The sequence below is a fragment of the Leptolyngbya sp. NK1-12 genome (assembly GCF_032598965.1).
Lineage (GTDB): Bacteria > Cyanobacteriota > Cyanobacteriia > Elainellales > Elainellaceae > Elainella.
The window spans coordinates 2019174-2043969 of sequence record NZ_CP053586.1 but is presented as its reverse complement, the minus strand read 5'-3'; the positions used below and the strand labels follow the sequence as shown (position 1 = coordinate 2043969).

Sequence of the window (24796 nt, the reverse complement as noted above, 5' to 3'; positions counted from 1 at the left end):
TAATAGAACTAACAGTAGGAACGGATATCTTCCCCACATTCATCTGCCAGATAGCAGAGTGCTCTAAATCGTAGCGTTACAAACTGTTCATAGAGGGGATTGAGCTTGCACAGAGGGGGAATATGAGCAATTGTGCGACCGAGGAGTTTAACATCTCGCTCGAAGGGGCATTGGGCCGGGATCAATTTAGCGATCCAGCGGGCGGTCTTGACATTGCGGACTTCTAAGCTATCAATCCAGCGACGAATGGGTTGTAACGGGTTGGAGGGAGAGGTTTGGGAAAGCAGTGAACGGAATACGAACAAGGTGGACATGATTTCACCTTCTAACTTTTCAGACGGAACGACCGAAAGGTCGCACTTTGGGTAGCTGGGTTGCCTCTAGCATAGGCAGGGGATCGCTATTGTAGGTTAAGGGAAGGGCAAATCCTGCTGAAATTTCGCTAAAGTTCGATGAAATCTGGGCTGATGAGTTGTGGCCTCAGAGTTCAGAGAGGACTGGCGGGCCAGGGTAAATCGGCTGGGGCCTGTTGCCGTCGTAAGTATACACTAAGTGCGTGGGCAACATCCTGCCGTGTCATCGGAGCAAGAGGTGCAATTTGCTGGTCAGCCTGAAGGTTGACAAACCCTTCATAAAGCGCCGTTGCCATTGATTTTCTGGCCCAAACGGGAATTTCAGCCGCGTCGGGATAGGCCGATAAAATTTGGCTGACAGTGTCCTCAGGAAACTGAAAGACGCCGTGGGCCTGAGCAATGATGGAAAACGCTTCTGCTCGCGTAACCCGCTGCTCCGGGAAAAAGCGGCCTTCCCGATAGCCCGCCATGATGCCATTGCGCAGAACAGTCTGGATGTCGTTATAAGCCCAATGGGTTTTTGGCACATCCTGGAGCTGAATTGGCTCAGCTAGCGCTTGACGCCGATCGAGTTGAAACGCCTTGACCAAAATGCTAGCCAGTTCGGCGCGGCTTAAAACCACATCTCCATGAAATTTGCCATCTGGATACGCACTCATCCAGCCGGCGGCAGTAACCTCTGCAATCGGATCAACCGATTGTTGAACCTGAGCTACAGCACTGAGACTGGTGAGCAACAGGGTCAAAGATAGAGCACTGAGAAACCGCTCTTTCTTCATATGCACCACTCCTTTAACACACCGTTTGCAACCGCCAGTAGAGATGCTCCTGATTTTTCTGGTTGTAGGACAGTTTTTTCTGGCTACAGGACAGTAGCAGGACAGTAATTTGAGACTCAGCTACGGGTGACTTTGTTCGTTGATCGAGTCTGTGACTTGGAAAAAACTTGATGAGTGAGAACGTGGGTCAGGTGAGGAATAGAGTGTAAGAGACTTCTCTACCAGCTCTTGTCTCGGTTATGGCTGTTGATCACAATCTGTGACTAGACCCTGTGTGCCACTATCTGGGCTGTAACTTCGTGGCATTGCCAGGAGACAAGAGCCGGAAGCTAGGCCAGTAAACCATTTCCCTTTGACTGGGCTACAGATCACCAAGCTCAACAGGCTAGATTGTGCAGGTTCCGTAACTTAAAACTATGCGCTATGCCCAACAGCAGGCTATCGCCAAACGCACAGGCTACGCCACCAAAACTCAAAACTAAGAACTGGTACAACCTGGTGACGATTGATGAACAGGTTAATAAAGAAACGTGACAGAAATGTTTCATCCCAGTGCTTGCTAACTACACTCCCTCACCAGTTATGCAAAGCTGTGAGCCTTGTCTTGCAGTCCTTTAAGCACCGTTCTAGCGATATTTTTAGCCTCCACTCCAAAATTCAGTAGGCGCTATTTATAGGATGTTTTTAACATTTTTTTGCTTGTTGCACTCTAGATTTGGAGATCTTTTTGAGGATTATGAGTAGAATTTGCGATCATCAAATTTTTCGTTGGTTCATGGTTCAGTTGAACTCTTTGCATTTGATTTTAAGGACAGCATGGCTCACGCAACTACTTCAGGATCTACCCGTCACCCTTCCCTACTTGAGTTAGCTCAGGCGGGCAATTGTCGCGCCCTGACCTACTGGATGAACAGTTTTCTCAGCCCGCAAGGCGTGGATGTGCAGGTATTGCCTGCCACCGATCGGTTTTTGAGAATTTTGGTTGATTTCCGCACGCCGCGTCAGCGGGAGGCTTGTTTGCGGCTACGAGACCGACTGGTACGATTCATTTGCTACCGATTGTGGACGCTCAACTCTGAAGTAATTTCCGGGGTTCGGATTGTGGCGCGCGTGGCGGGTGATTCCAGAATATTGTGGCAGCTTTCGGTGCAAATCAATTCTCCGGCAACGGCGCGACTGCGGCGGACTAAGCAAGTGACTCTGCGGCACCAGCAGGCAATGAATCAGCTTAAGTTCAGAACCTTTCGCTCGCTATTCATGAGCAGCATTACCTTGGCAGGCTTTTTTATCGGCTATCGCTTGTTTTATGGAGAAATGGGACGGTTATGGTCTCAAGAAGCCCCTAAAGATGCGCCTATGCTAGCAGGAAGTGCCAGTAACGCGATTGCTGCTGCCAATCCGCCTCGTTCTGAGCCAATGCTCCGGCTACCCTCTCCGCCGGGATACACCAATTTTGTTGTACCGGAGCGATTTCGCGGCCAGGTGGTCTCTCACGTCGATTTGCCAGAGACGGAAAAGGTAATTGCCCTCACCTTTGATGACGGGCCGCAGGCGGGAACCACCGCGCAGATTCTGGATACTCTCAAGGAGTACAACATTCCAGCCACGTTCTTTGTTGCTGGCGTTAATTTGAAGTCTCAGCCGGAACTGGCGCGGCGAATGGTCGAGGAAGGTCATGCGATTGGTAATCGGGGCTGGAACCGCACCCTCGAGAACGGTAAAGCGGCTGACCCGAAGGCGGAGATTGACCGAACTGCAAAATTAATTCACGAGATCACAGGAACCAAGACGGGCCTATTTCGCCCAGCCGACGGACGCCTTGATAACGAACTGGTATCCTATGCCCAAGAGAAGCAGTACGCCGTCATGCTTTGGTCGATTGATTCGCAGGATTCGCTGGTGGCTGCGCCGCTGTTGCTGGATAATGTGCTGCGAAACACCCGCTCTGGCCGAATCATTTTGCTGCACGATCGAGGATCAGCGAACCAATCGCCTACGGTACAAGCCTTACCGCAGTTAATTACCGCCTTGCAGCAGCAGGGCTATCGGTTTGTCACCGTGCCGCAGTTGTTAGCGATGCAGACAGCTGTGCAGCCAAAGGAACCGCAGCCGCAGCCACGAGAAACCAAATTACCTTTCCGCAGACGAGCCGTGGCGGTGGTTCAAGCAAACGCTTTGCGCAGTTAGTGCCGCCTCAGCCGAATTTTCTACTCAACGCCGCTGCCCAAAATGAACAGACCAATCATTGTGACGCTGTTCCAAAGGCTATGCAGCAGCATGGACGCTAGCAGCCCCCGCGAGCGTGTGTAGACTGTGCCTAGTACAATGCCCAATGTAGTCAGCGGCAGTACTTCTGACAGGCTGAGGTGGGCTGTCGCAAAAATCAGACTACTGACGCCAATCGCTCCCCAGACCGGCAAATACCGGGTCAATGACGGCAGCAAAAATCCCCGGAACAGGGTTTCTTCAAAAATTGGAGCGGCCACAGCAGCTGTGAAAAAGAAAATTAGCAGCGCTACTGGATCGCCTTCTTCTAAAACAATTTGTAGCAGTGGATTGCTGCCTCCCTGCCCCTGCCAAAACTGTTGGTTCACCAACGACACTGCAAACATCAGCGGCAGCGCCACAAAATAGCCGCCCAGCCCCCAGAGAAACCAGTTCCGTTTACCCGTGAGGCGAAACCAGTCATTGGCTAAAGGAGAAAAAGGCTTGACCGCGCGATACAGCACAAACAGCCCGGTGCCAGCCATGAGCAAATAATACGTGAGCGTGTAGAAAGCCTTCGCTCGTCCACCCACAGCGGCTAAAGAGGCACTGATCCCCACCTGACTCAGAATGCGGCTGCCGATTCCCAATAGTCCCGGAATGGCAATTTGTCCGGCAAAGAAGAACCCGACGATCAGCACCCAGGCAATCACTTCCCAATCCCAGGGCACTTGCCACGCCAGACTGCCGGTGGTTTCGCGGGATTGCCCGGCTCCTAACAGCCAGCGGATACTCAGCCAAACGATCAAGGCCACGCCAATAACCGCTCCCAAAGTCGGTACTGTGCTCACCAAGGCGAGTTTTACCAGGGTTTGTTGGGCGACCTGCTGCTCCTGATCCTCCAGCGTATTCAGGGCTTCGGTACGCTGCTGAAGTTGATACAGTCGGGATAGGGCTTTGTAGCGAAACCATCCTTCTAGCTGTTTTTGCAATAACTCTTCGGCGTTTGGGAAAATTTGGGGCGGTTCGCTCCAGAGACCGGTCAGCACATTCGCCAGTTGAGCAGATTGACTAGGGGGATTGCCGGATTGAGTCAACTTAGCCCAAGTGGCGAGGGCTGGCTGAATATTGTCCTGGTCTGCCTGTAGCAGTCCAATCCGCAGGTCCAACTGCTGGAGCAGGTCGGACTGTTTTTGAATGTTGGTCAGGGTTTGGCTATTTTGGAGTTTATCCTGAGTGGAGGGAATGGGAGCCGTGGGTGCGGCAATCGGGTCGTCGGAAGCTGCAGGTGCAGGAAGCTGCTGTTGAAACTTTTGCAAATTGGTAGCAGCTGACTGGCGCACGTCTTGGTATTGCTCTAGCGCAGTTTTGAGCGGATCATTACCCAGAACGGCCTTGCGAGCGGCTAGCAGATTCGCATCCTGAGGGTCATCAACCTGCAACTCATTAACATGCAGCAATAAGTCAGTTTGGTAAAGCTGGAGCCGGTCAGTGATTTGCGGTTCGGTTAAGCTGCTCCAAAGCGATAACCCCAGCAGGGGAATGACTAACAGCGTAATGGCGACCAAGAATAGACGTTTCAGTGATACGGTCATCCCATTTCCCTAGATGTTATGGACTGCGCTCCTTGTATAGTTTCGCATCAATCGTTTCGTATCTACCGGACAGAAGCATGAAGCTGTCTTGAGCCTTCTCTCCTATCTCCCCCGTTCCTCTCCCAAAAGAGGTAAAATTTTGTTGATTTTTTAGCTCTAATGTTTAGCTTCAACGGAGGACGGAACCCTGGTTACTCGCGTCATTCTGGTTCGACATGGAGAAAGTACGTTCAACGTAGAACGGAGAGTCCAAGGTCATTGTGATTTGTCTACCTTGACCGAAGCGGGTCGCATGGGTGCCCAGCAGGTAGGAGCCGCATTGCAGGATCTTCGCTTTGCCGCTGCCTATAGCAGTCCGTTACAGCGGGCTAAAGAAACCGCAGAGCTGATTTTATCCAGTTTCAATACCAATGGTCACCAGCCGCCAGCCCTATATCTTTCGGACGATTTGAAGGAAATTAACCTGCTAGAGTGGGAAGGACTCGGCTTTGATGAAGTAGCAGCACAGTTTCCAGAGGGCTACCGCTGCTGGTTGGAAGCTCCGCATGAACTGAAGATGGAGATGGAAACCCCCGAAGGCGTGCAGGAGTTTTATCCGGTTCCGGCTCTCTATGAACAGGCGCGGCGGTTTTGGCAGGCGGTGTTACCCAAGCATCAGAACGAAACGATCTTGATTGTGGCTCATAGCGGGATTAATCGCAGTTTGGTGAACACGGCGATTGGTTTGGGACCAGAGCATTACCAATCGTTTAATCAATCCAACTGCGGCATCTCGGTGCTAAATTTTGCGGACGGCTTGGGCGATCCGGTGCAAATGGAATCCCTGAACCTGACAGCTCATCTGGGTCAACCCTTGCCTAAACGGCGTAAAGGTGAGCGAGGTCCCCGCTTTTTGCTGGTGCGCCACGGTGAAACCGACTGGAACCGCGACAAACGCTTTCAAGGTCAAATTGATGTGCCGCTGAACGATCAGGGTCGGGTGCAGGCGCGTGAAGCCGCTGAATTTTTGGCTGCTATCCCAATTGACCGAGCCGTGAGCAGCCCGATGCTGCGCCCCAAAGAAACAGCCGAAATCATTTTGCAACGCCATCCGGGCGTAGAGCTGGAGCTAAACTCCTTGCTGTGTGAAATTAGCCATGGCCTCTGGGAAGGCAAGCTAGAAGCGGAAATTGAAGCTGCCTATCCAGGAGAGTTGCAACAGTGGCAGCGGGCACCCGAAACGGTGCAGATGCCTGAAGGCGAAAATCTACAGCAGGTATGGCAGCGAGCCATCGAAGCTTGGCAGCAAATTGTGGCAACCACGCCTGAGCAGACCAGCGATCGTCCGGTAACCACGCTGGTGGTGGCTCACGATGCTGTCAATAAAGCTCTCCTCTGTGCTCTCGTTGGTCAGGGACCGGAGCATTTCTGGACCTTTAAGCAGGGCAATGGCGCAGTCACGGTGATTGACTATCCCCATGGCATCAACGCCAAACCTGCGATTCAGGCGATGAACATTACTAGTCACCTGGGTGGTGGTGTGCTGGATAAAACGGCGGCAGGAGCGCTCTGATGACTCGTGAATTGCTGCGACAAGTTCGACTGCTCGATCCTCTAACCCATACCGACCGGGTTGCTGATGTCCTGATTGAGGCTAGTGGAGTTGTCGCCATTGAGTCTGCTATCCACGAAACCTCAGCTGACACCAAAATTCAGGACTGCACAGGCTTGATACTGGGTCACGGCCTTGTCGATCTCTATAGCCATTCCGGTGAGCCGGGGTTTGAAGATCGAGAAACCCTGGATTCGCTGCTGCAAGCAGCCACAGCAGGCGGCTTCACGCGGCTCAATCTACTCCCCGACACCCAACCGGCAATCGACAATCCGGCAGCGGTGGAGTGGGTGCGTGCTCAACTTAGTAATAAGGTGGCTCAGGTACGCTGTTGGGGCGCGTTGACCCTTGGGGCAAAGGGCGACCAGATGGTTGAGCTGGGAGAATTGGCTGCGACTGATATTGTTGGCTTTACCGATGGACAACCACTGCAAAATTGGGCGTTGATCCGGCGGATCCTGGAATATGGGCAGGCATTGGGCAAACCAATTGCCCTGTGGTGCTGCGACCGGGCGCTGGCAGGGAATGGCGTGGTGCGAGAAGGCCGAGAGTCGATGCGACTGGGACTACCAGGCATCCCAGTGATGGCAGAAACTGCTCCGTTGGCAGCGTTGCTGGAATGTGTAGGGATGATTGGCACGCCAGTGCACCTGATGCGGGTATCGACGGCGCGGGCCGTGGAATTAATAGCCGCCGCTAAAGCGCGCGGATTGCCGATTACTGCTAGCACCACCTGGATGCATCTACTGTTGGACATTCAGGCAGTTCGCTCCTACGACCCCAGCCTGCATCTAGAGCCGCCCTTAGGAAATCCAGCAGACCGGACGGCCTTAATCCAGGGCCTCAAGGATGGGGTGCTAGATGCCATCGCCATCGACCACAGCCCCTATACCTACGAAGAAAAAACCGTGGCTTTCTCAGAGTCGCCTGCCGGTGCAATTGGTTTAGAGCTGGCGCTGCCTCTGTTATGGCAAGGATTTGTAGCAACCGGAGAATGGTCGGCCCTGGAGTTGTGGCGGTGGCTCAGCAATCAGCCAGCCCAGTGTTTACAGCAGCCACTCGCGCCGATCCAGCCAGGATCAAGAGCCGAATTGGTGCTGTTTGATCCGCAGCCAGCTTGGCAAGTCAGTCCACAGACGCTCAAGTCGCGCTCTAGCAACACTCCCTGGCTGGGGCAAACGATTCAGGGTCGGGTAGTGAGGACTATCGGGTGAGAACTTTTGGCCGTTTTCTGATCGTTTTCTGACCGCTTATGGATTACCGTATGCGGGATGTCGCAGATGCAGTAGACTTGTAACCCAAAGTCAGGGATGCAAGATTGCCAGAAATGGGCCGGATGGTTTTCAAGCAAATTTTCAAGCAAACTTTCAGGCAAACTTTCAGGCAAAGTTTTAGGCAAAAATTTAACGGCTGTGTTTCAAAGTCTCGTGATAAAGTGTGCGTCGTAGTTCTGGTTTGGCTTGATTTAGTTTGGCTTGATTTGCTATATCGCTATCTATTCACTGCTTAGCTCCCCACTCACCGGAGGTTCAGATGGAGTTTTGGGAATTTCTGATCCAGAAGGAAGGCGATCGCTCCTGGTTACCTTTGGAATCTCCCAGCGTCGAAATCTTAGAAGGACGATATCGCGTCGTGGCTCGCTCGCACCGGGCCAATACTGCGACGGAGATTCGCGTCACTCATTATGCAACGACCGAAACTCCCCCTGTGCGCCGAGTCCGCAAACGCTCTAGCCAAACCAATCCCGATGGCCTGATTGTGATTTTGCCCTTTACTCGCTTGCAACCGGGCCTATGGGAGTTGCGTTGCACTGGCGATGTGATGGCCGAGATGATGGGTGAAAACTGGCAGTATGCCGTCCAGTTGGATGTGGTGCCGCAAGAACAGCCCGCCGATGAGTGGAACCCTGACTGGCAGGGCACTGCTACGGAAACGATGAAGAAACCTACCGATGAGGCCGTTGCTGGAACGGTGCAGACAGTCGCTGAAGCCAATCCGATGCCTGAGGTCGAGTCGCCCCCCGTTCCGGAGGTGGCTCCCTTGGCGGCAGCAACCGAAGCGGTACCATCAATTGACCAACCAGTTGCTAGTCCACCAGAGGAACAGGTTAATCCAACCCCTGTTAGTGAGCCTGTTAGTGAGCCTGTTAGTGAGACCGTCGGTTCAGAAGCCAGCCTCGATCAGCCAGCCGTGCCTGCTGCCGACCTATCGCAAGCGCTACAGCAGATTGAACAGGTGTCAGAACAGCTCGTTGACTCGATCTTCCGCAACTTGACCGATCTAACCAGCGATTTGACCAGCGAAACCTCGTTGACGGATGAGGCCAAGACTGGCGAAATCCATAGCGCAGCGGAACCTGCCATCGAGCGGGCAGAACTCAGCTCTCCGGCCGCCGGATTAGCGCCCCAACTCCAGGTGATTCTGGAGCAGGAAACCTTTGTGATTCAGCGGGGTGAATCTCTGAATCTAACCGGTCGAGTCGAGTTTCTTGCCGATCTGCCTCCAGCATCCATCGCGATTTCCGAACTGCGCGTCCGGCTTTACGATCCGCAGACCTCGGCAATTTTAATGGATGAAGCCTACCCGATTGACAACCGGGTTCCTCCCTTTCCCTTCTCTGGTCAAATTTCGTTGCCGGAACATTACCAAACCTATTTGGTGCTGGGCGAGCTGATCTTCCGGGGCACTGCTCAGGGAATCCAACAGGTGCTGGCGATTCACTCCTTCAATGTCACCACCGATCTGCATGAGCTGATCGAATCGATCGCCAACGACTTCCCGGATGTAGAAACCTTGCCGCCGGGGACCATGCCAGTAATTGCCGAGCCTGTGCCTGCCGTTGAGTTGAACCGTCTGACCAGCAAAACCTTTCAGCGCTCTTCCCAACAGCCGTTACCGCCCCAACTCCGACCTACTGACCCAACCCGCACCCATGCATCGTTACAACTGCCTGCATTTACTCCTGCCAACGCCACTCCGCCTGTCCCTGAGACTGCACCTCAGCCTGAGCAAAATCTGAAGCCAGAAGAAAGTCCGATTTCCACGTCGGCGGCTGATTTGCTGCAAGGGGAGCCAATGCTACAGCTTGGTTCAGAGCGAGCCGATTCAGATGCAGCGAAAGCGGATCAATCAGGCTCAGAATCGGTTTCTCAGTTAGCGTCAGAACCGTCAGGCTCGGAACAGGCTTCTGCTCAGTCAACGGCTGAGTCGAATGTTGAGCGAGCCGATCAGGAGTCTAGGGTGCCGTCAGAGACAGGGCTAGATGGCTCAGATTTATTCCTCAATTGGGACGACCTGGGTGGACGGGTACCGATTTGGCGACAGCGTCAACCGCGACCAGCTGATTTATCCACTGCTCCAGAGGATGTTTCGTTCCGGGCGTTGAATCTGCAACATCGGTTCCTCCAGCGTCTGCAAGCGTTAGCCACCAATCCCGAAATTGCGGCTGCCTTGAGTGCATTTGAGTCGAATGAAGCCAGTGCCAGTACCCTCTCCCTATCCCCAACCGAAATGGCGGTTCCTACCTACTCGCTGGGATTAGACGCAGAGCTGGCGGCACAGGAAATTGTGGTCGAGGATGAGCGAGTGGGACCAACCTACCCAGGGGATGCAACTCCCGAACCAGAAACGCCATTGGGACCGGTGCTGCCTGAGGATGAACCAATTCCAACACCCCGTCTACAGCTGCCTACCGGAGACATGATTGCCGGACGGCCTTTTGTCGTTACGGTCAAGCTGCCCAGTTTGGAGGCTAGGGTGTATGTCAAACTCTGGCTGCGAGACCGGCAAACGCGAGAACTGATCGGCACACCGCGCTGGATTATTGATTTTCTACCCGACGGGTTTGGCAATCAAATGGCTCGGACCGAGGTAATGGTGCCGCCCGGATGCATCAAAGTGCAGTTCGAAGCGATTGCGGTGGAGATCGCCACCCAGCGAGAAAGTGACAAAGTCACCCTGACGCGCCCGATTGTGCCGCCCGATTTGTCGCCGCTTTCCCTCGACGGGCTGGAGATTTAATCGCTAATCAACTTGAGTAAAGATCACAGTTGTTAAAATTTCTTAGCAGTCAGGTATTTGGTGCCAATTCACAGTAAATTTGGCTCTAAGGTTCGTTGTTTCAACCAGGAGAGTCGAACTAATGGCAGCTTCTTTTTTGCCTTCCATTTTTGTTCCTATCATCGGCTGGGTATTTCCCGCAGTCGTCATGGCGTTTTTGTTCATCTATATCGAGCGGGAAGATCCTAGCGGCATTTAAGCCCATTTCAAGCCATTTCATCCAATCATAGATAAATCGCTTTTGGAGAGGAGATAAATCAAGATGCAAAACTTGCCTTCAGGCGTACAGGCACAAGCTAACAAGGAAGTGGTGAGTGCTGCTGGCGATCCCCAAGTAGGGAATCTCGCTACCCCAATCAATTCGTCTGATTTTACAAAGGCACTGATCAACAATCTGCCGGCTTACCGTAAGGGCTTGTCCCCACAGCGGCGCGGCTTGGAAGTTGGCATGGCCCACGGCTATCTACTGTTTGGCCCCTTTGCCTACACCAGCCAGTTTCGCAATACCGGCGTCTCGGATGTTGTAGGGTTAATTGAAGCGGTGATTCTCGTAGTGATTCTCACCGTCTGTTTGTCGCTGTATGCGGGTTCAAACCCCAAGAAGCCGATCGGCACAGTGACTAATCCCAATCCTCCAGCTAGCCTAGAGCACTCCGAAGGCTGGAGTGAATTTGCCGGCAGCTTCCTGATTGGCGGTATTGGCGGTGCAGCTTTTGCCTACATCATCTATGAGGTGTTTAAGTCGGGCGTGTTGCAAACCTTTGGCAATATGGTTGGCTAACGTTTGAGCACCTCACGCTTCTGACATAAAACTCCAAATTCACCGGCATGATCATTCGCTGATCGTGCCATTTTTATTATTTTTTATTATTGATACCTGATGAACTTGCTGAATGGGGCTACTGTCTCAGCCGACGCTGCTCGCTCTTGAAGCGGATGTATTCCGACAGGAAAGCCAAAAACCCGGAAAACAGAATCAAAATCACGCTGAGGGCATTGATATCCGGCTTCACACCAGTCCGGACGCGGCTGAAAATTTCCATTGGCAGTGTGTTGGCTCCCCCACCAGCAGTAAAGCTAGCAATCAGCAGATCATCCATACTGAGGACAAAGGCCAGCAGACAGCCGGAAAAGATCGCGGGCATCAGTTCGGGCAACAGCACCTTCAGAAAGGCTTGAAATGGCGTTGCCCCCAAATCGAGAGCCGCTTCTTCTAAATGGGGATTGAGTCCGGTCAGCCGAGTGGAGACCACAACAGCAATATAGGCAAGGCAGAAGACGATATGAGCGGCGATAATCGTCCAGAGGCTCAAGGAGGCCCCAATCGACACCAAAAACACTAGCGTCGCCACTGCAATCGCAATATCCGGAATGATCAGCGGCAGGTAAGAGACACCCCGGTACAGTCCCTTGCCCGGAAACCGATACTTGGCAAGCCCAACGGCCATCATCGTACCTACTACTGCCGAAATCACCACGGCGCAAATCGCCACTCTCAAACTGTCGCCCAAGGCTGAGAGAATGCGAGAATCATTCAGCAGGCTGCTGTACCAGCGCAGGCTAAATCCACCCCAAGTAGAACTAAAGCGCGAAGCATTAAAGCTGTAAAACGCTAGCACTAAAATCGGGATGTACATGAAGCTGTACATCAGTAGGGTGATGACAAACTGCCAGGAAAAGGAACGCTTTGAGCCGGGTGGAGAAGGCAGAGAAGTCACATCACGCTCCTTGGGTAACTGGAGAAATTGAGAGGGGTAATTTTAGGGTTGAGCCGAGCTGCGATCGCCATACTTTAGCAACAGTGCGATCGCGATGCTAACGGCCAAAATCAAGATTATGCTGAGGCTAGAACCAAAGCCCCAATTGCGAGTCGCGCCTAAAAATTGATTGTAGATCAAGCGGGAAACCGTCATACTGGACGCACCTCCCAGCAATTCTGGCACCACAAAATCGCCCAGGCTGGCAATAAACACCAGTAACCCGCCGGCAGCAATACCAGGTAGCGTCTGGGGTACGGTAATTTTCCAAAACGACTGCTGGGGAGTAGCTCCCAAATCAGCCGCGGCCTCTAGCAATCGCCGATCCAGCCTCTCCAACGAGGCATAGAGAATCAGCACCATGTAGGGCAAAAAACTGTAGGCCATGCCAATAAACACGGCTGGACTACGATTCAGCCAATCCTGCCCTGGTAAGCCAAACACTCCCAGCAGCGAGTTGAGCAATCCGCTCGGTCGCAGGATTGTGATCCAGGCATAGGCCCGCAGTAGCGAAGAGGTCCACAGCGGCAGGATAAAGCTGACCAGCAGCAAATTGCGCCAGCGTCTGGGAGCTTTAATCGCAATCCAATAGGCAACTGGGAATCCCAGCAGCAGGCAGAGAAGCGTGGAGCCAACCGCAAAGAATAGCGACCGCAGCACCACCTGAAAATAAACGGGTTGAAAAATCTCCAGATAGTTGCCCAGGCCATAGGCTCCGGCTGGCTGCCCCAAGCGAAATCCTGGAATCAGGCTTAGTTCTAGAATTAACAGCGTCGGAAACACCAACAGAAGCAGCAGCCAAATTCCTGCCGGTGCCAGCAGCACAAATGGCTGAATCAACTTAGCTGGATGCCATCCTGAGCGCGCTCGAGTAGGTTCAGCACCAGAAGGTGTGGTGGTCAGTGACATAGACAGCAGAGGCGAGAAAAGTTTTAAGTGCTGGTTAATTGCGTCCAGTAGCGGTCGTAGAGTTCGGTGACTTCGGAAGGCAGGGGAACGATGCCTTCACATTTGGCAAGGACTGCTTTGGAAGGAAACAGATTTTCATTCTGCTGCAGGTCACTGGACAGTTTCTCGTAGGCAGCTTGATTCGGGGTCGAGATTTTTAGCCGTTCTACCAATCGGGCCGAATTTTCTGGCTCCAGCATAAAGTTGATCCATTCGTAGGCGGCATCGGGATTGGGAGCGGTTTTGGGGATCACCATTGTGTCAGTCCAGAGCGATGAGCCGCTTTCAGGCACGATGTATTTTAGATTGGGGCTTTCTTGGATTAAATTCAGCGCGTCTTGGGAATAGGCCATGGATAGGGCCAAATCACCGCTCGCTAGCTGATCTTCCCAGCCGTTTGTCAAAAAGGTAGCAATAGCGGGCTTCAGCTCTAGCAGTTTCTCGTAAGCTGCCTCAATTTCTGAGGCTTTTGTGGAGTTGTAGGAGTAGCCTAAATACCTCAGCGTCGCGCCAAACACTTCTCGCACATCGTTGATCATCGAGAGGCGTCGATTCAGCTGGTCCACGTTGTCCCAAACGTAATCCCAGCCTTTGACCTCGCTGCTGACTTTTTCTGGGTCGAAAATCAGGCCGGTGGTGCCCCAAACCGCAGGAATACTGTGGGTGTTGTCGGGATCGTAGCCAGGGTTTTGCCAGTTTTGCATCAGGTTCTCGGTTCCCTTCAAGCGGGATTTGTCGAGCGGCAATAGCATCCCCATTTTGATCATTTCTTCCACCTTGTAATCTGATGGAAAGACGATGCTATAGGCTTTTCCAGCGCCCGTCTGCATTTTGGTCAGCATGGCTTCGTTGGAATCAAACGTTTCGACAATGGCCTGGATGCCGGTTTTGTCCTTAAAGTTTTTCAGCAGTTCATCATCGGTGTAGTTAGCCCAGGTGAAGATGCGGAGGGTGGAATCGCTAGGGCTAGAACTGGTCTGTTCGGGACTAGCGGTCCCTGGCGCATTCGAGCCGGATAGATTACGGGCACAGTTGGAAAGGACAATCCCTGACACGGCTGCGGCTGAAGCTTGCAGAAACCGCCGTCTGGTGGTCGCAGAAACCGAAAAGTTCTGGGGATTTGTCGGAGGCATTACTCTCTCCTAACTCCTACTGGGTAACGTACACATTCACTCTAGTTCATTTCGAGCACGCAAGTTAAACCGGCAGGGCAATACAATCTGCGGCGGACCAGTAGATCCGCACGGGGGAGTTGAGGCTGGGCAGAGTTACGGTTCGATTGGTTTGAAACACGGTTACTGTATCGCCGCTGTTGAGTTCCACGACATAGTGTACATGGGTGCCCATGTACATCACGTTTTTCAGCGCGCCATCGTAGTAATTCATCTGTTCAGGGGCTGCACCGGAGCTAACATGGATTTTCTCAGGCCGAATGCTTACCACTACTGAATCACCGGGCGATAATTGCCCATTGTCCTGTGGCTTGACCTGAATGGTTAACCCGTTTGGGGTAACAACCTGCAAACTTGAAGGATAGGAAGCTTCAACTTGCCCCTGAAACAGGTTGGTATCGCCAATAAAGTCGGCGACGAAGGGAGTTTGTGGATACTCGTAGATTTGGCTGGGGCTGCCAATCTGTTCGATTCGGCCCTGATTCATCACGGCAATCCGGTCCGATAAGCTGAGGGCTTCTTCCTGGTCGTGGGTCACCATCACAAAAGTGACGCCCAAATCTCGATGCAGGTTCGATAGCTCCATCTGCATTTCTTTGCGCAGTTTCAGGTCCAAGGCTCCTAGTGGCTCATCTAGCAGAACGACCGTAGGCCGATTTACCAGCGCCCGCGCCAACGCCACCCGCTGCTGTTGTCCTCCTGAGAGCTGAGCCGGATACCGCCGTGCCAGGTTTTCCATCTTTACGAGCTGCAGTGCTTCCCCGACTCGCGTTTGTAGTTCAGATTTGCTGCTTTTTTGCAACCGCAGGCCAAAGGCCACGTTGTCCCAGACGGTCATATGTCCAAACAGGGCGTAGCTCTGAAACACCGTGTTAACTGGACGTTTGTAGGGCGGCACGTTCGCCATCGATTGGCCGCGAATCAGCACCTCGCCGCCGGTCGGTTCCTCGAAGCCGGCAATCATGCGCAGCGTGGTAGTTTTGCCGCAGCCGGATGGTCCCAAAATGCTAAAGAACTCGCCTTGATGAATCTCTAAATCAATGCCGCGTACCGCTGTTTCACCATTGAATACCTTGAATACTTTGCGCAGTTCAACATCAAGCTTGGTACCGGTTTCAGCAACATCTTGATTTTGGATAACGGTCTGAGACATAGGTAGCCAGTTCCCCTCAAAGTTTCAGGTTAAGTTCCGGTTAAGTTTTGCGAGTTGGTTCTACGAGTTGATTCAAAGGGCGCTCCTCAAACAGTCTGAAATGTTTTAAGTGGCGCGGAGTGGCACAGCCAATGGCATCAATGCCTTACTCATACTGCTTACTGCTTCACTCCTTTGCTTTTTGTCCCTTAGCATACCCTCGATTAAATTCGGCTGGCAATTTAAGCCAATTCCTGAAATTAAAACTGCTGGAGTGAAGAATCTAGCCCGTTCATTTGATGCTTGAATTTAGTGCTTGAGTGCAGCACTTAAGCCGTGCTGAATCAGTCGTGAAATGCAATTCACGGAACCAATTGGTTTGAAACCACTCTATAGTAGAAATTTGGTGCGCCAGCGGTGTCATCAAATTTCTTATCAAGCGTTGATAGCTCCTTGTCAGACCCTCTCCTGACTCCTGGCTTCTGACTCTTGTATCCCAACCATCATCGTCGTTGAATTCCCAAAACTGAGTTTGGTGATTGCTTTAGCTAGCTTATGAATCTGACGCAAAATTCTCCCCTTTCGCAGCAACCAAAACAGTCGAGCGCTCGCACAGTAGGCCGCCATTATCAGTCGCTGTTTGTCATGTTGGCTGTGACGCTGGTGATGGTGGGCGGTATTAGTACCCGTTTAGCCTATCTCCAGTTATTTCAAGGCGAGCGCAATCGTCAGCTAGCGGATAACAACCGGGTTCGCCTGATTCCTCGCCAGCCAGAACGAGGCAATATCTTGGACCGCAAGGGTCGGATTTTGGCAGGCAACCGCTTGTCCTATGCGGTGTTTCTCTGGCCAATCTCCAACTCACGGCAAGAATGGCAGCAGATTTTGCCCCGCCTTGCCAAGCTGCTCAACATTCCCCGTCAGAACATTGAGGATCGGTTAGAGCAGGCCGGCTATAGTTCTCCAGTGCTAGTGCGGGTAGCTAGGGGATTGAGTCCAGCTCAGGTGACGGCATTGGCAGAGTTTAGCCAAGAGCTGAAAGGCGTTCAGGTGCAGGCCGAAGCCGTGCGCAACTATCCCTATGGCGATTTGGCGGCTCATGTGCTGGGCTACACGGGCGAAATGACCGACGAAGATCTGAAGGCAAAGCAGAATGAAGGCTATCGCTTAGGGGATGTGATCGGACAAATGGGCGTAGAAGCGGCCTTTGAGAAGCAGCTCCGGGGGGAATGGGGCGGCCAGCAGGTCGAGGTGGATGGTGCCGGTCGAGTGTTACGGATTTTGGGTGAAAAACAAGCCAGAGCCGGTAATGACGTGCAGCTCACAATTGATTTAGACATTCAGCGGGCTGCTGAACGAGCCTTGGGAAACCGCAAGGGTGCAATTGTGGCGATGGATCCCCGCAACGGAGCCGTATTGGCAATGGTCAGCCGTCCGGCCTTTGACCCCAATCTGTTTTCGACCTACATTACCGATGCTCAGTGGCAGCAGTTGCAAAGCGAAGAATTTCCGTTTGTGAATCGTGCCCTCCAGGGCTATCCACCCGCTAGCACCTTCAAAATTGTTACCACGACCGCAGCGATTGAGTCGGGTAAATACTCGCCAGACACAGTGCTAAGCACCTTTCCCTATCTAGAGGTGGGTGGTATTCAATTCTGGGATTGGAACCGGGCTGGATTTGGTCCTCTAGACTTTCGAGGAGCAATGGCCTGGAGTAGTGATACCTTCTTTTACCAAACGGCCCTTGGCATGGGTGGAAACAATCTAATTCAGTGGACAAGACGCTATGGGTTCGGGCAAAAAACTGGCATTGAAATTGCCAAAGAAGAAGCCGCGGGATTAGTACCAGATGAAACTTGGAAACAAGCTGAACTCAAGGAACCCTGGTACGCCGGCGACACGGTTAACATGTCGATTGGTCAAGGTTATTTGCAATCGAGTCCACTTCAAGTTGCCGTTATGTTTGCGGTACCAGCCAATGGTGGTTATCGCGTCCATCCCCATCTGTTGTATGACAACGAAGATGCCAAAAACTGGCGAGAAACGCTCAATATCAGCGATGTAACGCTAGATGTCTTGAAGGAAGGGTTGCGCATGGTAATTACCGGCGGCACGGGTCAGGCGATTAATGTGCCCAATCTGCCCCCGATCTCGGGTAAGAGCGGTACGGCAGAGGATCCACCCCGGCGCTCCCATGCCTGGTTTGGAGCCTATGGCCCAACCAATAAACCAGAGATTGTGGTTGTGGCCTTTGCCGAAAATTCAGGTGGTGGCGGCGGTAAGGTAGCAGCCCCAATGGTGCGACAGGTTCTAGAAACCTATTTTAACGGTACCCAAGCAACCGGCGCTGCTGAACCTGCTGATGTTACAAGCGACTAAATCAAGTTTTGAGTTTTGAGTTGAGATCAACTTGATTGAATGACCGATCCCAACTCAAAACTTAAAGCTCAAAACTTAAAACTCAAAACTTAAAACTTAAAACTCAAAACTGATTGAACTAGGCTGTTGGAATCGGCGTTAAACCCAGCTTGGTCAGTAGCTGATCAAAATTGACGTGCTTTTCCATCATTTGATAGACGGCCTGAACTTTGATCGGCTCATGCAGACGAACTTGGCCAAAAGCGCGATCGACGATTTCCACGGTTGTGAGGGTGTCGAGATCGACCGAGAGAATCGGGATCTCTAGGTCTTCAGCTCGCGTCAGGATGGTAGAAGAAGGCGGCAGGTGGCCGGTTAGGATTAGGCACTGAGTTGAGGTTTCTAGAGCGGCAAGCTGGATATCGGTGCGGTCACCGCCGGTGACGACGGCCATGTTGCGACCTTTGCGGAAATACCCCAGGGCCGAATTGACATTCATGGCACCAATCTTGAGGCTCTCAACCATCAGATCAAGCCGGTCGGGGCGGCAGAGCACTTCGGCATTCAGTTGATGTACCAACTCCCGCACGCTCACGCTACGAAGAAGATCATTGCGGGGCAGGATACCAAGAACTTCAATCCCTTGCTGCTGTAAAAAGGGTTGGATTTGGCTGTGGACTCGTTCGAGCTGATCGGGCAAAACATCGTTGAGCAAGACGCCAATCAGGTGAGAGCCAAGCTGCTGTTTGGCGGCTAGCAGGCTATCGAGAATCAGCGCTGAATGGTAGCGAGCCACTAGCACGACTGAGGCATCTAGCCGTTGGGCCAGTTGGGGCAGCGTTAAATCGAATAGTTTGCCTTCTTGTAGAGTTCCGGCTCCTTCCAGCACCACTAAATCGCTGGCGGAGAATTGGCTATAGGATTGCAACTGCTGCTGATAGCTGAGTTGGCCTTCACTGCTGATGTAGTCAGCAATGGTAATCTCATCGAGGGGAAGCAGCATCGGCAAGACTCGCTCTTTTGGTAGATTGAGCGTGTTAGCCATAAACAGCACATCTTCTTCGATTACCTCGGTTTGGGTGCGAGTCAAACAGGTGCCCAGCGGTTTCCCATAGGCAATGTCCAACCCTTTTGATTGCAACTGCTGCGCGATCCCTAGAACAATGGCTGATTTACCGCTGTATGCTTCAGATGACCCAACGAAGAGAAACTTTGGGGACTTTGGCACATCTCTGCTCCTAACTTAAACTGACTTACTAACGTAACTTGAAAAGGATGATGGAATCGTTTGCTTTTTAACGACTAGCTCAAGAAAACGTTTCGTTTGATAGTATCACCCCTCCATACCTGTAATAACCAGTATGGCTTGCAAAACAAACCGGGGACAGAACTTCCTACCCCCGGCTGATCTCGGTTGTATCGAGTTTGACTCAATTAGTAAGCCAATCTAATCATTTGAACAGTTTGTAGTGCAAGCGTCTCGCCTGCGGTGGGCAAGATGCCCACACTTCTTGATTGTTTAATTGGGTTGAATGACTTCTACTCAATCATCCAGCCGCAGTAGTTTCCGATAAAAGGCTTGGGAAAAATCAGCCACTCGTGTGCTCTTGAAGATAAACAGCACTTCGATCAGGAAATCAACAAACTCGAAGTTTGCCATTGTAACCTCGTAGCTCAACTCGGCGTTGCCGTCAAACTGCATGCGGCAGCGAGTCAAGTCAGCCGGAATTGAAGAGATATTCCAGGTTGCAATAAAGGGAATACTTTCTCCACCTTCGATTTTGCGAAATCCTTCTAAATTTCCAGTTTGATATAGGCTAATTGCTAGGGGTAAAGCACTCCGTTTGCGGCCTTGGTAGTACGGAGCATAGACGCTAACATCACGAGGATTTGCAGGTTGGAGTTTCTCTAGAGACATGCTCAAATCTTCCTGGATTGCTGCTAGTTGTAGCCTTGCAGTGGGATTGATTGGGCGCTGCCGAACTCACGATTCGGACCTTCAAACAACACCTTAATAGCTAGTATTCCCTACACCAGTTCGCGCCATACATCTTTACGGCAAATTTAAATAGAATCAAGCAATAGAATCACAACAGATTCCGTTGAATGACTGAACGTATTAGGACTTTTATCGATTGCAATCACTTCAAATTGTTGTTATCGGCGGTGGTGCCGCAGGCTTTTTTGGGGCAATTGCCTGTGCTGAAGCCCATCCCCATACTCACATCACGCTGCTGGAAGCCCATCAGCCGCTGAGCAAAGTTCGGATCTCTGGCGGGGGACGCTGTAATGTCACCCATGCCTGCTTTGAGCCAGCTACTTTAGTGCAGCACTATCCCAGAGGCGGAAAAGCGTTACGCGGAGCCTTCAGTCGGTTCCAGCCTCGGGACACTGTGGCCTGGTTCGCTAAGCATGGCGTCGTCTTGAAAACCGAGGCCGATGGCCGCATGTTTCCGATCAGCGATGATTCTGGCACAATTATGGACTGCCTAATTCAAACAGCTCGTCAGCAAGGAGTGCAGATCTACACTGGCGCTCCGGTCACAAGCATCGAGCGAAACGCTAAAGGCTTTGCGGTACAGCTCAAGTCGGGTCAGATGCTGACTGCCGATCGGCTGCTGTTGGCCACCGGCAGCAGTTCTAAGGGATATGAGTTAGCCAAATCACTGGGTCATTCGATTGAACCGCCCGTTCCGTCGTTGTTCACCTTCACGATTCCCGATCCAGATCTGCGGGCCTTAGCGGGGGTTGCAGTGGAGTCGGTCCAGGTGCGGTTGCGATTCCCTAATCAAAAGCCACTAGAGCAAACGGGTGCTCTTTTGATTACCCATTGGGGCTTCAGCGGCCCGGCCATCTTGAAACTATCGGCTTGGGGAGCTAGAGTACTCTACAACCAGCGCTATCAAGTCACCCTACAGGTCAACTGGCTGCCCCACTACCAGTACGAATCCCTGCGCCAGCAGCTATTCGAGTTCAAACAGCAGCAGCCCAAACGCACTGTCGTAGCCCACAGCGAATTTGAGTTGCCGCGTCGCCTTTGGCAGTATTTGGTGATGCGAGCTGGGATTGCCTCTGAACAGCGCTGGGCCGAGGTGTCGAAGCAGGAAATCCACCAGTTGGTACAGGAACTTCAGCAGGGCCAGTACTCGGTGCAAGGCAAAGGTGTGTTTAAGGATGAATTTGTTACCTGCGGTGGGGTTCGCCTCAAGGAAGTGGATTTCAAAACAATGGAAAGCCGCCTCTGTCCGGGTCTCTACTTCGCGGGCGAAATTCTCGATATCGATGGGGTGACTGGCGGGTTTAATTTTCAGAGTGCTTGGACCACCGGCTGGTTAGCAGGGCAGGCCATGGGACGGATTTCCTACTCCCAAGCTGGATGAGACAGCAACGCGGCAATCACCCGCACGCCTCGCAGTTGATTGGAAAGGGGTAGATGGCCTCTGGGTGCACTCAGATTCCAGGTAAACTCTTGTGGATAACGGGTCCAGTTGTTGCCGGTTTTCCAGCCGATCTGGTACCAGAGCCTTTCCCAGTTTTTGCCGGCGGCCAGCCACAGCTCCCGCTGCACCGAAAAACCAAATTTGCCTTCAGAATGCACTAGCCACAGTGAATTAATCGTCTGAAGGTCAACGACCGGAAAGTTTTCGACTTCGGTGAAATACAGCCATTTGCGCTGCACGGCCTGCGGACCTGCCAGTTCGCACATCTTCTCTAGCGTCAGCCGGTCGGCAGCCTGAAAATCTTGCTGGGCTAACAGGGCTTGCAGCGGCGCATAGTCCACTCCCCGGTCGGAACGCAGGGGCACAATCCCCTGGGGAAAGTGAGTTTGCAAAAAGGTTTGGGCTGTCGTGGATTCTGCGGCCACCAGGGTTTGGTAAACTTTGCCCTCAATGATGCCGGGATGCTCCTGCCGGTCGAGCAAAAAGCGCATCAGCACCGCTAATCCAGCTTCGCCTGAGCTGGCTAACTCTTCGACGAGCTGCAATTGGTTTTTCAGAGATTCCGACTTGAGGCGGTCAAGAAACTTGGCGATAAATTCCGTGACTTCTGGATCAGAAGAAGCCGCAGAATTGGCAGAAGTAAGGTTAGAAGACTGCACGTCAGGCATGATTCAGAAACTACAAAAAGCTGGCTTCAGGGTATCCGCAGCAAAGTGTCTGGGCAGGAGCGCCGCTTGGGTTTCTCAGCAGAAACAATTCAATCTTCATTGTAGAGGGAAGCATGCCCCGCCCTACCGAGGATTATGAATCTCTGACGCGAATCAGTCTTACCAGCATTGGCCTTGGCAGCGGTCAGTCTGCTTCCGATTTTTCGGCTGGCGGACGGTAGCCCCGCTCAAAGGCATAGCGAATCAGTTGGGAGCGGCTTTCCAAATGCAGCTTGCTAAGAATGTTGCTGAGGTGGGTTTGCACCGTGCGAGGACTGACAAACAGCCGGTCGCCAATCTGTTTGTTGGTGAAGCCCTGAATCACTTCCCAGAACACTTTCTCTTCGGCTGGAGTCAGCGGCAGGGGCTGAGGCGGCGAGGGTGGTACTTCCGGCGGGGTAGGGGGAGTGGCCGAATTGGCAAAATGGGATTGCTGCATCAGGCGAATGATTTCGGCGTGGATGCGGCGTGAGCGTTCGAGCTGGGCTTCGATCTTGGCCACCAGTTCTTTTGGATCAAACGGTTTGACCAGGTAATCATCGGCTCCCATTTGATGCCCCTGCACCCGGTCGTCTACGTCTTTGCGGGTCGAGAGGAAAATAAACGGCACGAGCTGACCGGAGCGGGTGGCGCGCAGACGACGACAAAATTCCAGACCGTCCATTTCTGGCATCAGCACATCGGAGACAACGACATCAGGTGGGTTTTGCTCAAACAAATTTAATCCCTCGACACCGGAAGTAGCTTCCTGCACCGAGTAGCCACGATTTTGCAGATAGCGGGTCAGCGCCGTCCTTAAGGTAATATCATCATCAACGATTAAAACTTTTTTCATCTGACTCTCGACAACCTAGACTATAAACGTCAAATACTAGGTTTTCCCCGCCTTACCAGCTCGATTGCTCAAAAAAAGCTGAACATGGCTGATCTCGGCAGCATATCTTCAGAAAAATTCGGTTTTTCTCCTGCTCAATCATATCAATCTCAACAAAACTTTAGATTTGGCGGAACCAAGCGGCAGGAATCGGCGCAGTTAAGGGACAATCAGACCTGGAAGTGAGGGCAGAGCCAGTTGTCTCTCAGCCTAGCAGATGGGATCGATTTGAGCGATTCACCTCACTTTTGTTCAAACCGGATCATTCTAGGGCTAGAGATCCGGTAATCTACTGTCTGAACTATTGCACTGCTGAACAGGAGCTGCCGCAGCTATGTACGAGAAGATTACTCCCCCAACCACCGGAACCCGAATTACGTTCAGCAATGGCGAGCCTGTGGTGCCGGATGACCCCATTATTCCCTTTATTCGAGGTGATGGGACGGGGGTAGACATTTGGCCCGCCGCGCAGCGAGTGTTTGATGCGGCTGTGGCAAAAGCCTACGGCGGTCAACGCAAAATTGTTTGGTTCAAGGTGTATGCCGGGGATGAAGCCTGTGAACTCTATGGCACCTACCAGTATTTGCCCGAAGATACCCTGACGGCAATTCGAGACTATGGTGTTGCCATCAAAGGGCCGTTGACTACACCAATCGGAGGCGGCATCCGCTCGCTGAATGTGGCCCTGCGCCAGATTTTTGACCTCTATGCCTGCATTCGTCCCTGTAAGTACTATGCGGGTACGCCATCACCCCACAAAACGCCGGAAAAGCTGGATGTGATCGTCTATCGAGAGAACACGGAAGACATCTACCTTGGCATTGAATGGAAGCAGGGCAGCGAAATCGGCGAACGGCTGATCAAAATCCTGAATGAAGATTTGATTCCGGCCACGCCAGAACATGGCAAGAAGCAAATTCCCCTCGATGCGGGGATTGGCATTAAGCCGATCAGCAAGACCGGATCTCAGCGGCTAGTGCGGCGAGCCATTCGCCATGCCCTGCGGTTGCCCAAACCCAAGCAAATGGTGACGCTGGTGCACAAAGGCAACATCATGAAGTACACCGAAGGGGCGTTCCGCGACTGGGGCTATGAGTTGGCGACGAGCGAATTTCGGGCCGAATGCGTCACAGAACGGGAATCCTGGATTCTCAGCAACAAAGAACGCAAATCCGACCTCAGCATCGAAGACAATGCCCGCCAAATTGAACCGGGCTATGATGCCCTCACCGACGAGAAAAAGCAAAAGGTCTGTGCCGAGGTGCAGGCAGTTCTAGATTCGATCTGGGAGACCCACGGCAACGGCCAGTGGAAAGATAAGGTGATGGTAAACGACCGGATTGCCGACAGTATTTTTCAGCAGATCCAAACCCGCCCGGATGAATACTCGATTCTGGCGACGATGAACCTGAATGGTGATTATCTCTCGGACGCGGCAGCGGCGATTGTTGGTGGTTTGGGCATGGGTCCAGGAGCCAATATCGGTGACTCTTGCGCAATTTTTGAAGCCACCCACGGCACGGCTCCTAAACATGCGGGACTGGATCGAATCAACCCCGGTTCAGTGATTCTTTCGGGTGTGATGATGCTGGAGTATCTGGGCTGGCAAGAGGCGGCAGATTTAATTAAGCAGGGCATCGGAGCCGCCATCTCGAACCGGGAAGTCACCTATGACCTAGCTCGCCTAATGGAACCCCCAGTGGAACCGCCACTCAAGTGTTCTGAATTTGCTGAAGCGATTATCAAACACTTCGAGGATTGAGCAGGTTGTCTGAGTGATTGGTCGGCTCAACCTGAGCCGATGACAAACATAAACGGCTGATCCC

At 52.4% G+C, this 24796-nt stretch carries 20 protein-coding genes; 9 read left to right on the top strand and 11 right to left on the bottom strand.

From position 1 onward, the window contains the following. Window positions 1-8: 8 nt before the first annotated feature. Both HJG54_RS08360 and HJG54_RS08355 read right to left on the bottom strand, forming a co-directional pair. On the bottom strand, window positions 9-314 hold the full coding sequence (locus tag HJG54_RS08360; protein WP_072009760.1) for a Mo-dependent nitrogenase C-terminal domain-containing protein: 306 nt from the start codon (window positions 312-314) through the stop codon (window positions 9-11). Window positions 315-487: 173 nt separating this feature from the next. Next, complete coding sequence (locus tag HJG54_RS08355; protein WP_316434413.1) at window positions 488-1132, bottom strand: S-layer homology domain-containing protein; 645 nt, start codon at window positions 1130-1132, stop codon at window positions 488-490. An 816-nt stretch (window positions 1133-1948) separates the two neighbouring features. Here HJG54_RS08355 and HJG54_RS08350 point away from each other — a divergent pair. Beyond that, window positions 1949-3319, top strand: coding sequence for a polysaccharide deacetylase family protein (locus HJG54_RS08350; RefSeq protein ID WP_316434412.1), 1371 nt, complete (start codon window positions 1949-1951; stop codon window positions 3317-3319). 20 nt (window positions 3320-3339) lie between these two features. Here the strand turns inward: HJG54_RS08350 and HJG54_RS08345 are convergent, their stop codons facing one another. Further along, the gene (locus HJG54_RS08345; protein ID WP_316434411.1) at window positions 3340-4932 is read right to left on the bottom strand and encodes a CPBP family intramembrane glutamic endopeptidase; all 1593 of its coding nucleotides are present in this window, start codon (window positions 4930-4932) and stop codon (window positions 3340-3342) included. A gap of 187 nt (window positions 4933-5119) precedes the next feature. Here HJG54_RS08345 and HJG54_RS08340 point away from each other — a divergent pair, with 187 nt between their 5' ends. From HJG54_RS08340 to HJG54_RS08320, 5 genes are all read left to right on the top strand, one after another. After that, the gene (locus HJG54_RS08340; RefSeq protein ID WP_316435622.1) at window positions 5120-6484 is read left to right on the top strand and encodes a histidine phosphatase family protein; all 1365 of its coding nucleotides are present in this window, start codon (window positions 5120-5122) and stop codon (window positions 6482-6484) included. Beyond that, window positions 6484-7737, top strand: coding sequence for a dihydroorotase (locus tag HJG54_RS08335; RefSeq protein ID WP_316434409.1), 1254 nt, complete (start codon window positions 6484-6486; stop codon window positions 7735-7737). The genes HJG54_RS08340 and HJG54_RS08335 overlap by 1 nt, the downstream gene beginning before the upstream one ends. A gap of 319 nt (window positions 7738-8056) precedes the next feature. Then, window positions 8057-10543, top strand: coding sequence for a hypothetical protein (locus HJG54_RS08330; protein WP_316434407.1), 2487 nt, complete (start codon window positions 8057-8059; stop codon window positions 10541-10543). Window positions 10544-10664: 121 nt separating this feature from the next. Further along, window positions 10665-10781: a photosystem I reaction center subunit VIII gene (gene psaI / locus HJG54_RS08325; protein WP_036003613.1), complete on the top strand. Its 117-nt coding sequence runs from the start codon at window positions 10665-10667 to the stop codon at window positions 10779-10781. A 63-nt stretch (window positions 10782-10844) separates the two neighbouring features. After that, window positions 10845-11363 (top strand): photosystem I reaction center subunit XI, encoded by a 519-nt coding sequence (locus HJG54_RS08320; protein WP_036003610.1) that lies wholly within the window; start codon window positions 10845-10847, stop codon window positions 11361-11363. A 118-nt stretch (window positions 11364-11481) separates the two neighbouring features. Here HJG54_RS08320 and HJG54_RS08315 read toward each other — a convergent pair whose 3' ends face one another. From HJG54_RS08315 to HJG54_RS08300, 4 genes are all read right to left on the bottom strand, one after another. Continuing rightward, window positions 11482-12300, bottom strand: a complete 819-nt coding sequence (locus HJG54_RS08315) for an ABC transporter permease (RefSeq protein ID WP_316434406.1) — start codon at window positions 12298-12300, stop codon at window positions 11482-11484. A gap of 42 nt (window positions 12301-12342) precedes the next feature. Continuing rightward, window positions 12343-13248, bottom strand: a complete 906-nt coding sequence (locus HJG54_RS08310; RefSeq protein WP_316434405.1) for an ABC transporter permease — start codon at window positions 13246-13248, stop codon at window positions 12343-12345. A gap of 23 nt (window positions 13249-13271) precedes the next feature. Continuing rightward, window positions 13272-14420, bottom strand: coding sequence for an ABC transporter substrate-binding protein (locus HJG54_RS08305; RefSeq protein WP_036003602.1), 1149 nt, complete (start codon window positions 14418-14420; stop codon window positions 13272-13274). 64 nt (window positions 14421-14484) lie between these two features. Next, the gene (locus tag HJG54_RS08300) at window positions 14485-15612 is read right to left on the bottom strand and encodes an ABC transporter ATP-binding protein (RefSeq protein ID WP_316434404.1); all 1128 of its coding nucleotides are present in this window, start codon (window positions 15610-15612) and stop codon (window positions 14485-14487) included. Between the two features lie 534 nt (window positions 15613-16146). On the opposite strand from HJG54_RS08300, the gene mrdA reads away from it, so the two are divergent. After that, window positions 16147-17970 carry a penicillin-binding protein 2 gene (gene mrdA / locus HJG54_RS08295; RefSeq protein ID WP_316434403.1) on the top strand — a complete coding sequence of 608 codons (1824 nt, stop codon included), beginning with the start codon at window positions 16147-16149 and terminating at the stop codon, window positions 17968-17970. 118 nt (window positions 17971-18088) lie between these two features. Here the strand turns inward: mrdA and HJG54_RS08290 are convergent, their stop codons facing one another. Continuing rightward, the gene (locus HJG54_RS08290) at window positions 18089-19177 is read right to left on the bottom strand and encodes a phosphotransacetylase family protein (RefSeq protein ID WP_316434402.1); all 1089 of its coding nucleotides are present in this window, start codon (window positions 19175-19177) and stop codon (window positions 18089-18091) included. A gap of 315 nt (window positions 19178-19492) precedes the next feature. Next, window positions 19493-19867 (bottom strand): type IV pilus biogenesis protein EbsA, encoded by a 375-nt coding sequence (gene ebsA, locus HJG54_RS08285; protein WP_036003591.1) that lies wholly within the window; start codon window positions 19865-19867, stop codon window positions 19493-19495. Between the two features lie 217 nt (window positions 19868-20084). Between ebsA and HJG54_RS08280 the strand changes: the two genes are divergently transcribed. Next, window positions 20085-21329, top strand: a complete 1245-nt coding sequence (locus HJG54_RS08280) for an NAD(P)/FAD-dependent oxidoreductase (protein WP_316434401.1) — start codon at window positions 20085-20087, stop codon at window positions 21327-21329. Here the strand turns inward: HJG54_RS08280 and HJG54_RS08275 are convergent. Continuing rightward, window positions 21311-22057 (bottom strand): GUN4 N-terminal ARM-like repeat domain-containing protein, encoded by a 747-nt coding sequence (locus HJG54_RS08275; RefSeq protein ID WP_316434400.1) that lies wholly within the window; start codon window positions 22055-22057, stop codon window positions 21311-21313. The two genes, HJG54_RS08280 and HJG54_RS08275, sit on opposite strands and share 19 nt — an antisense overlap. Window positions 22058-22241: 184 nt before the next feature. Next, the gene (locus HJG54_RS08270; RefSeq protein WP_316434399.1) at window positions 22242-22931 is read right to left on the bottom strand and encodes a response regulator transcription factor; all 690 of its coding nucleotides are present in this window, start codon (window positions 22929-22931) and stop codon (window positions 22242-22244) included. Window positions 22932-23304: 373 nt separating this feature from the next. Between HJG54_RS08270 and HJG54_RS08265 the strand changes: the two genes are divergently transcribed. Further along, a complete protein-coding gene (locus HJG54_RS08265) occupies window positions 23305-24732 on the top strand; it encodes an NADP-dependent isocitrate dehydrogenase (protein ID WP_316434398.1) in 1428 nt (475 codons plus the stop codon). Window positions 24733-24796 lie beyond the last annotated feature (64 nt).

Bases quoted from the DNA above. Each gene is read 5' to 3' on its own strand.
- HJG54_RS08265 (WP_316434398.1), top strand. From the start codon at position 23,305: ATGTACGAGAAGATTACTCCCCCAACCACCGGAACCCGAATTACGTTC.
- HJG54_RS08270 (WP_316434399.1), bottom strand. From the start codon at position 22,931: ATGAAAAAAGTTTTAATCGTTGATGATGATATTACCTTAAGGACGGCG.
- HJG54_RS08300 (WP_316434404.1), bottom strand. From the start codon at position 15,612: ATGTCTCAGACCGTTATCCAAAATCAAGATGTTGCTGAAACCGGTACC.
- HJG54_RS08335 (WP_316434409.1), top strand. From the start codon at position 6,484: ATGACTCGTGAATTGCTGCGACAAGTTCGACTGCTCGATCCTCTAACC.
- HJG54_RS08330 (WP_316434407.1), top strand. From the start codon at position 8,057: ATGGAGTTTTGGGAATTTCTGATCCAGAAGGAAGGCGATCGCTCCTGG.
- mrdA (WP_316434403.1), top strand. From the start codon at position 16,147: ATGAATCTGACGCAAAATTCTCCCCTTTCGCAGCAACCAAAACAGTCG.
- HJG54_RS08350 (WP_316434412.1), top strand. From the start codon at position 1,949: ATGGCTCACGCAACTACTTCAGGATCTACCCGTCACCCTTCCCTACTT.
- HJG54_RS08275 (WP_316434400.1), bottom strand. From the start codon at position 22,057: ATGCCTGACGTGCAGTCTTCTAACCTTACTTCTGCCAATTCTGCGGCT.
- HJG54_RS08310 (WP_316434405.1), bottom strand. From the start codon at position 13,248: ATGTCACTGACCACCACACCTTCTGGTGCTGAACCTACTCGAGCGCGC.
- HJG54_RS08320 (WP_036003610.1), top strand. From the start codon at position 10,845: ATGCAAAACTTGCCTTCAGGCGTACAGGCACAAGCTAACAAGGAAGTG.
- psaI (WP_036003613.1), top strand. From the start codon at position 10,665: ATGGCAGCTTCTTTTTTGCCTTCCATTTTTGTTCCTATCATCGGCTGG.
- HJG54_RS08360 (WP_072009760.1), bottom strand. From the start codon at position 314: ATGTCCACCTTGTTCGTATTCCGTTCACTGCTTTCCCAAACCTCTCCC.
- HJG54_RS08305 (WP_036003602.1), bottom strand. From the start codon at position 14,420: ATGCCTCCGACAAATCCCCAGAACTTTTCGGTTTCTGCGACCACCAGA.
- ebsA (WP_036003591.1), bottom strand. From the start codon at position 19,867: ATGTCTCTAGAGAAACTCCAACCTGCAAATCCTCGTGATGTTAGCGTC.
- HJG54_RS08355 (WP_316434413.1), bottom strand. From the start codon at position 1,132: ATGAAGAAAGAGCGGTTTCTCAGTGCTCTATCTTTGACCCTGTTGCTC.
- HJG54_RS08345 (WP_316434411.1), bottom strand. From the start codon at position 4,932: ATGACCGTATCACTGAAACGTCTATTCTTGGTCGCCATTACGCTGTTA.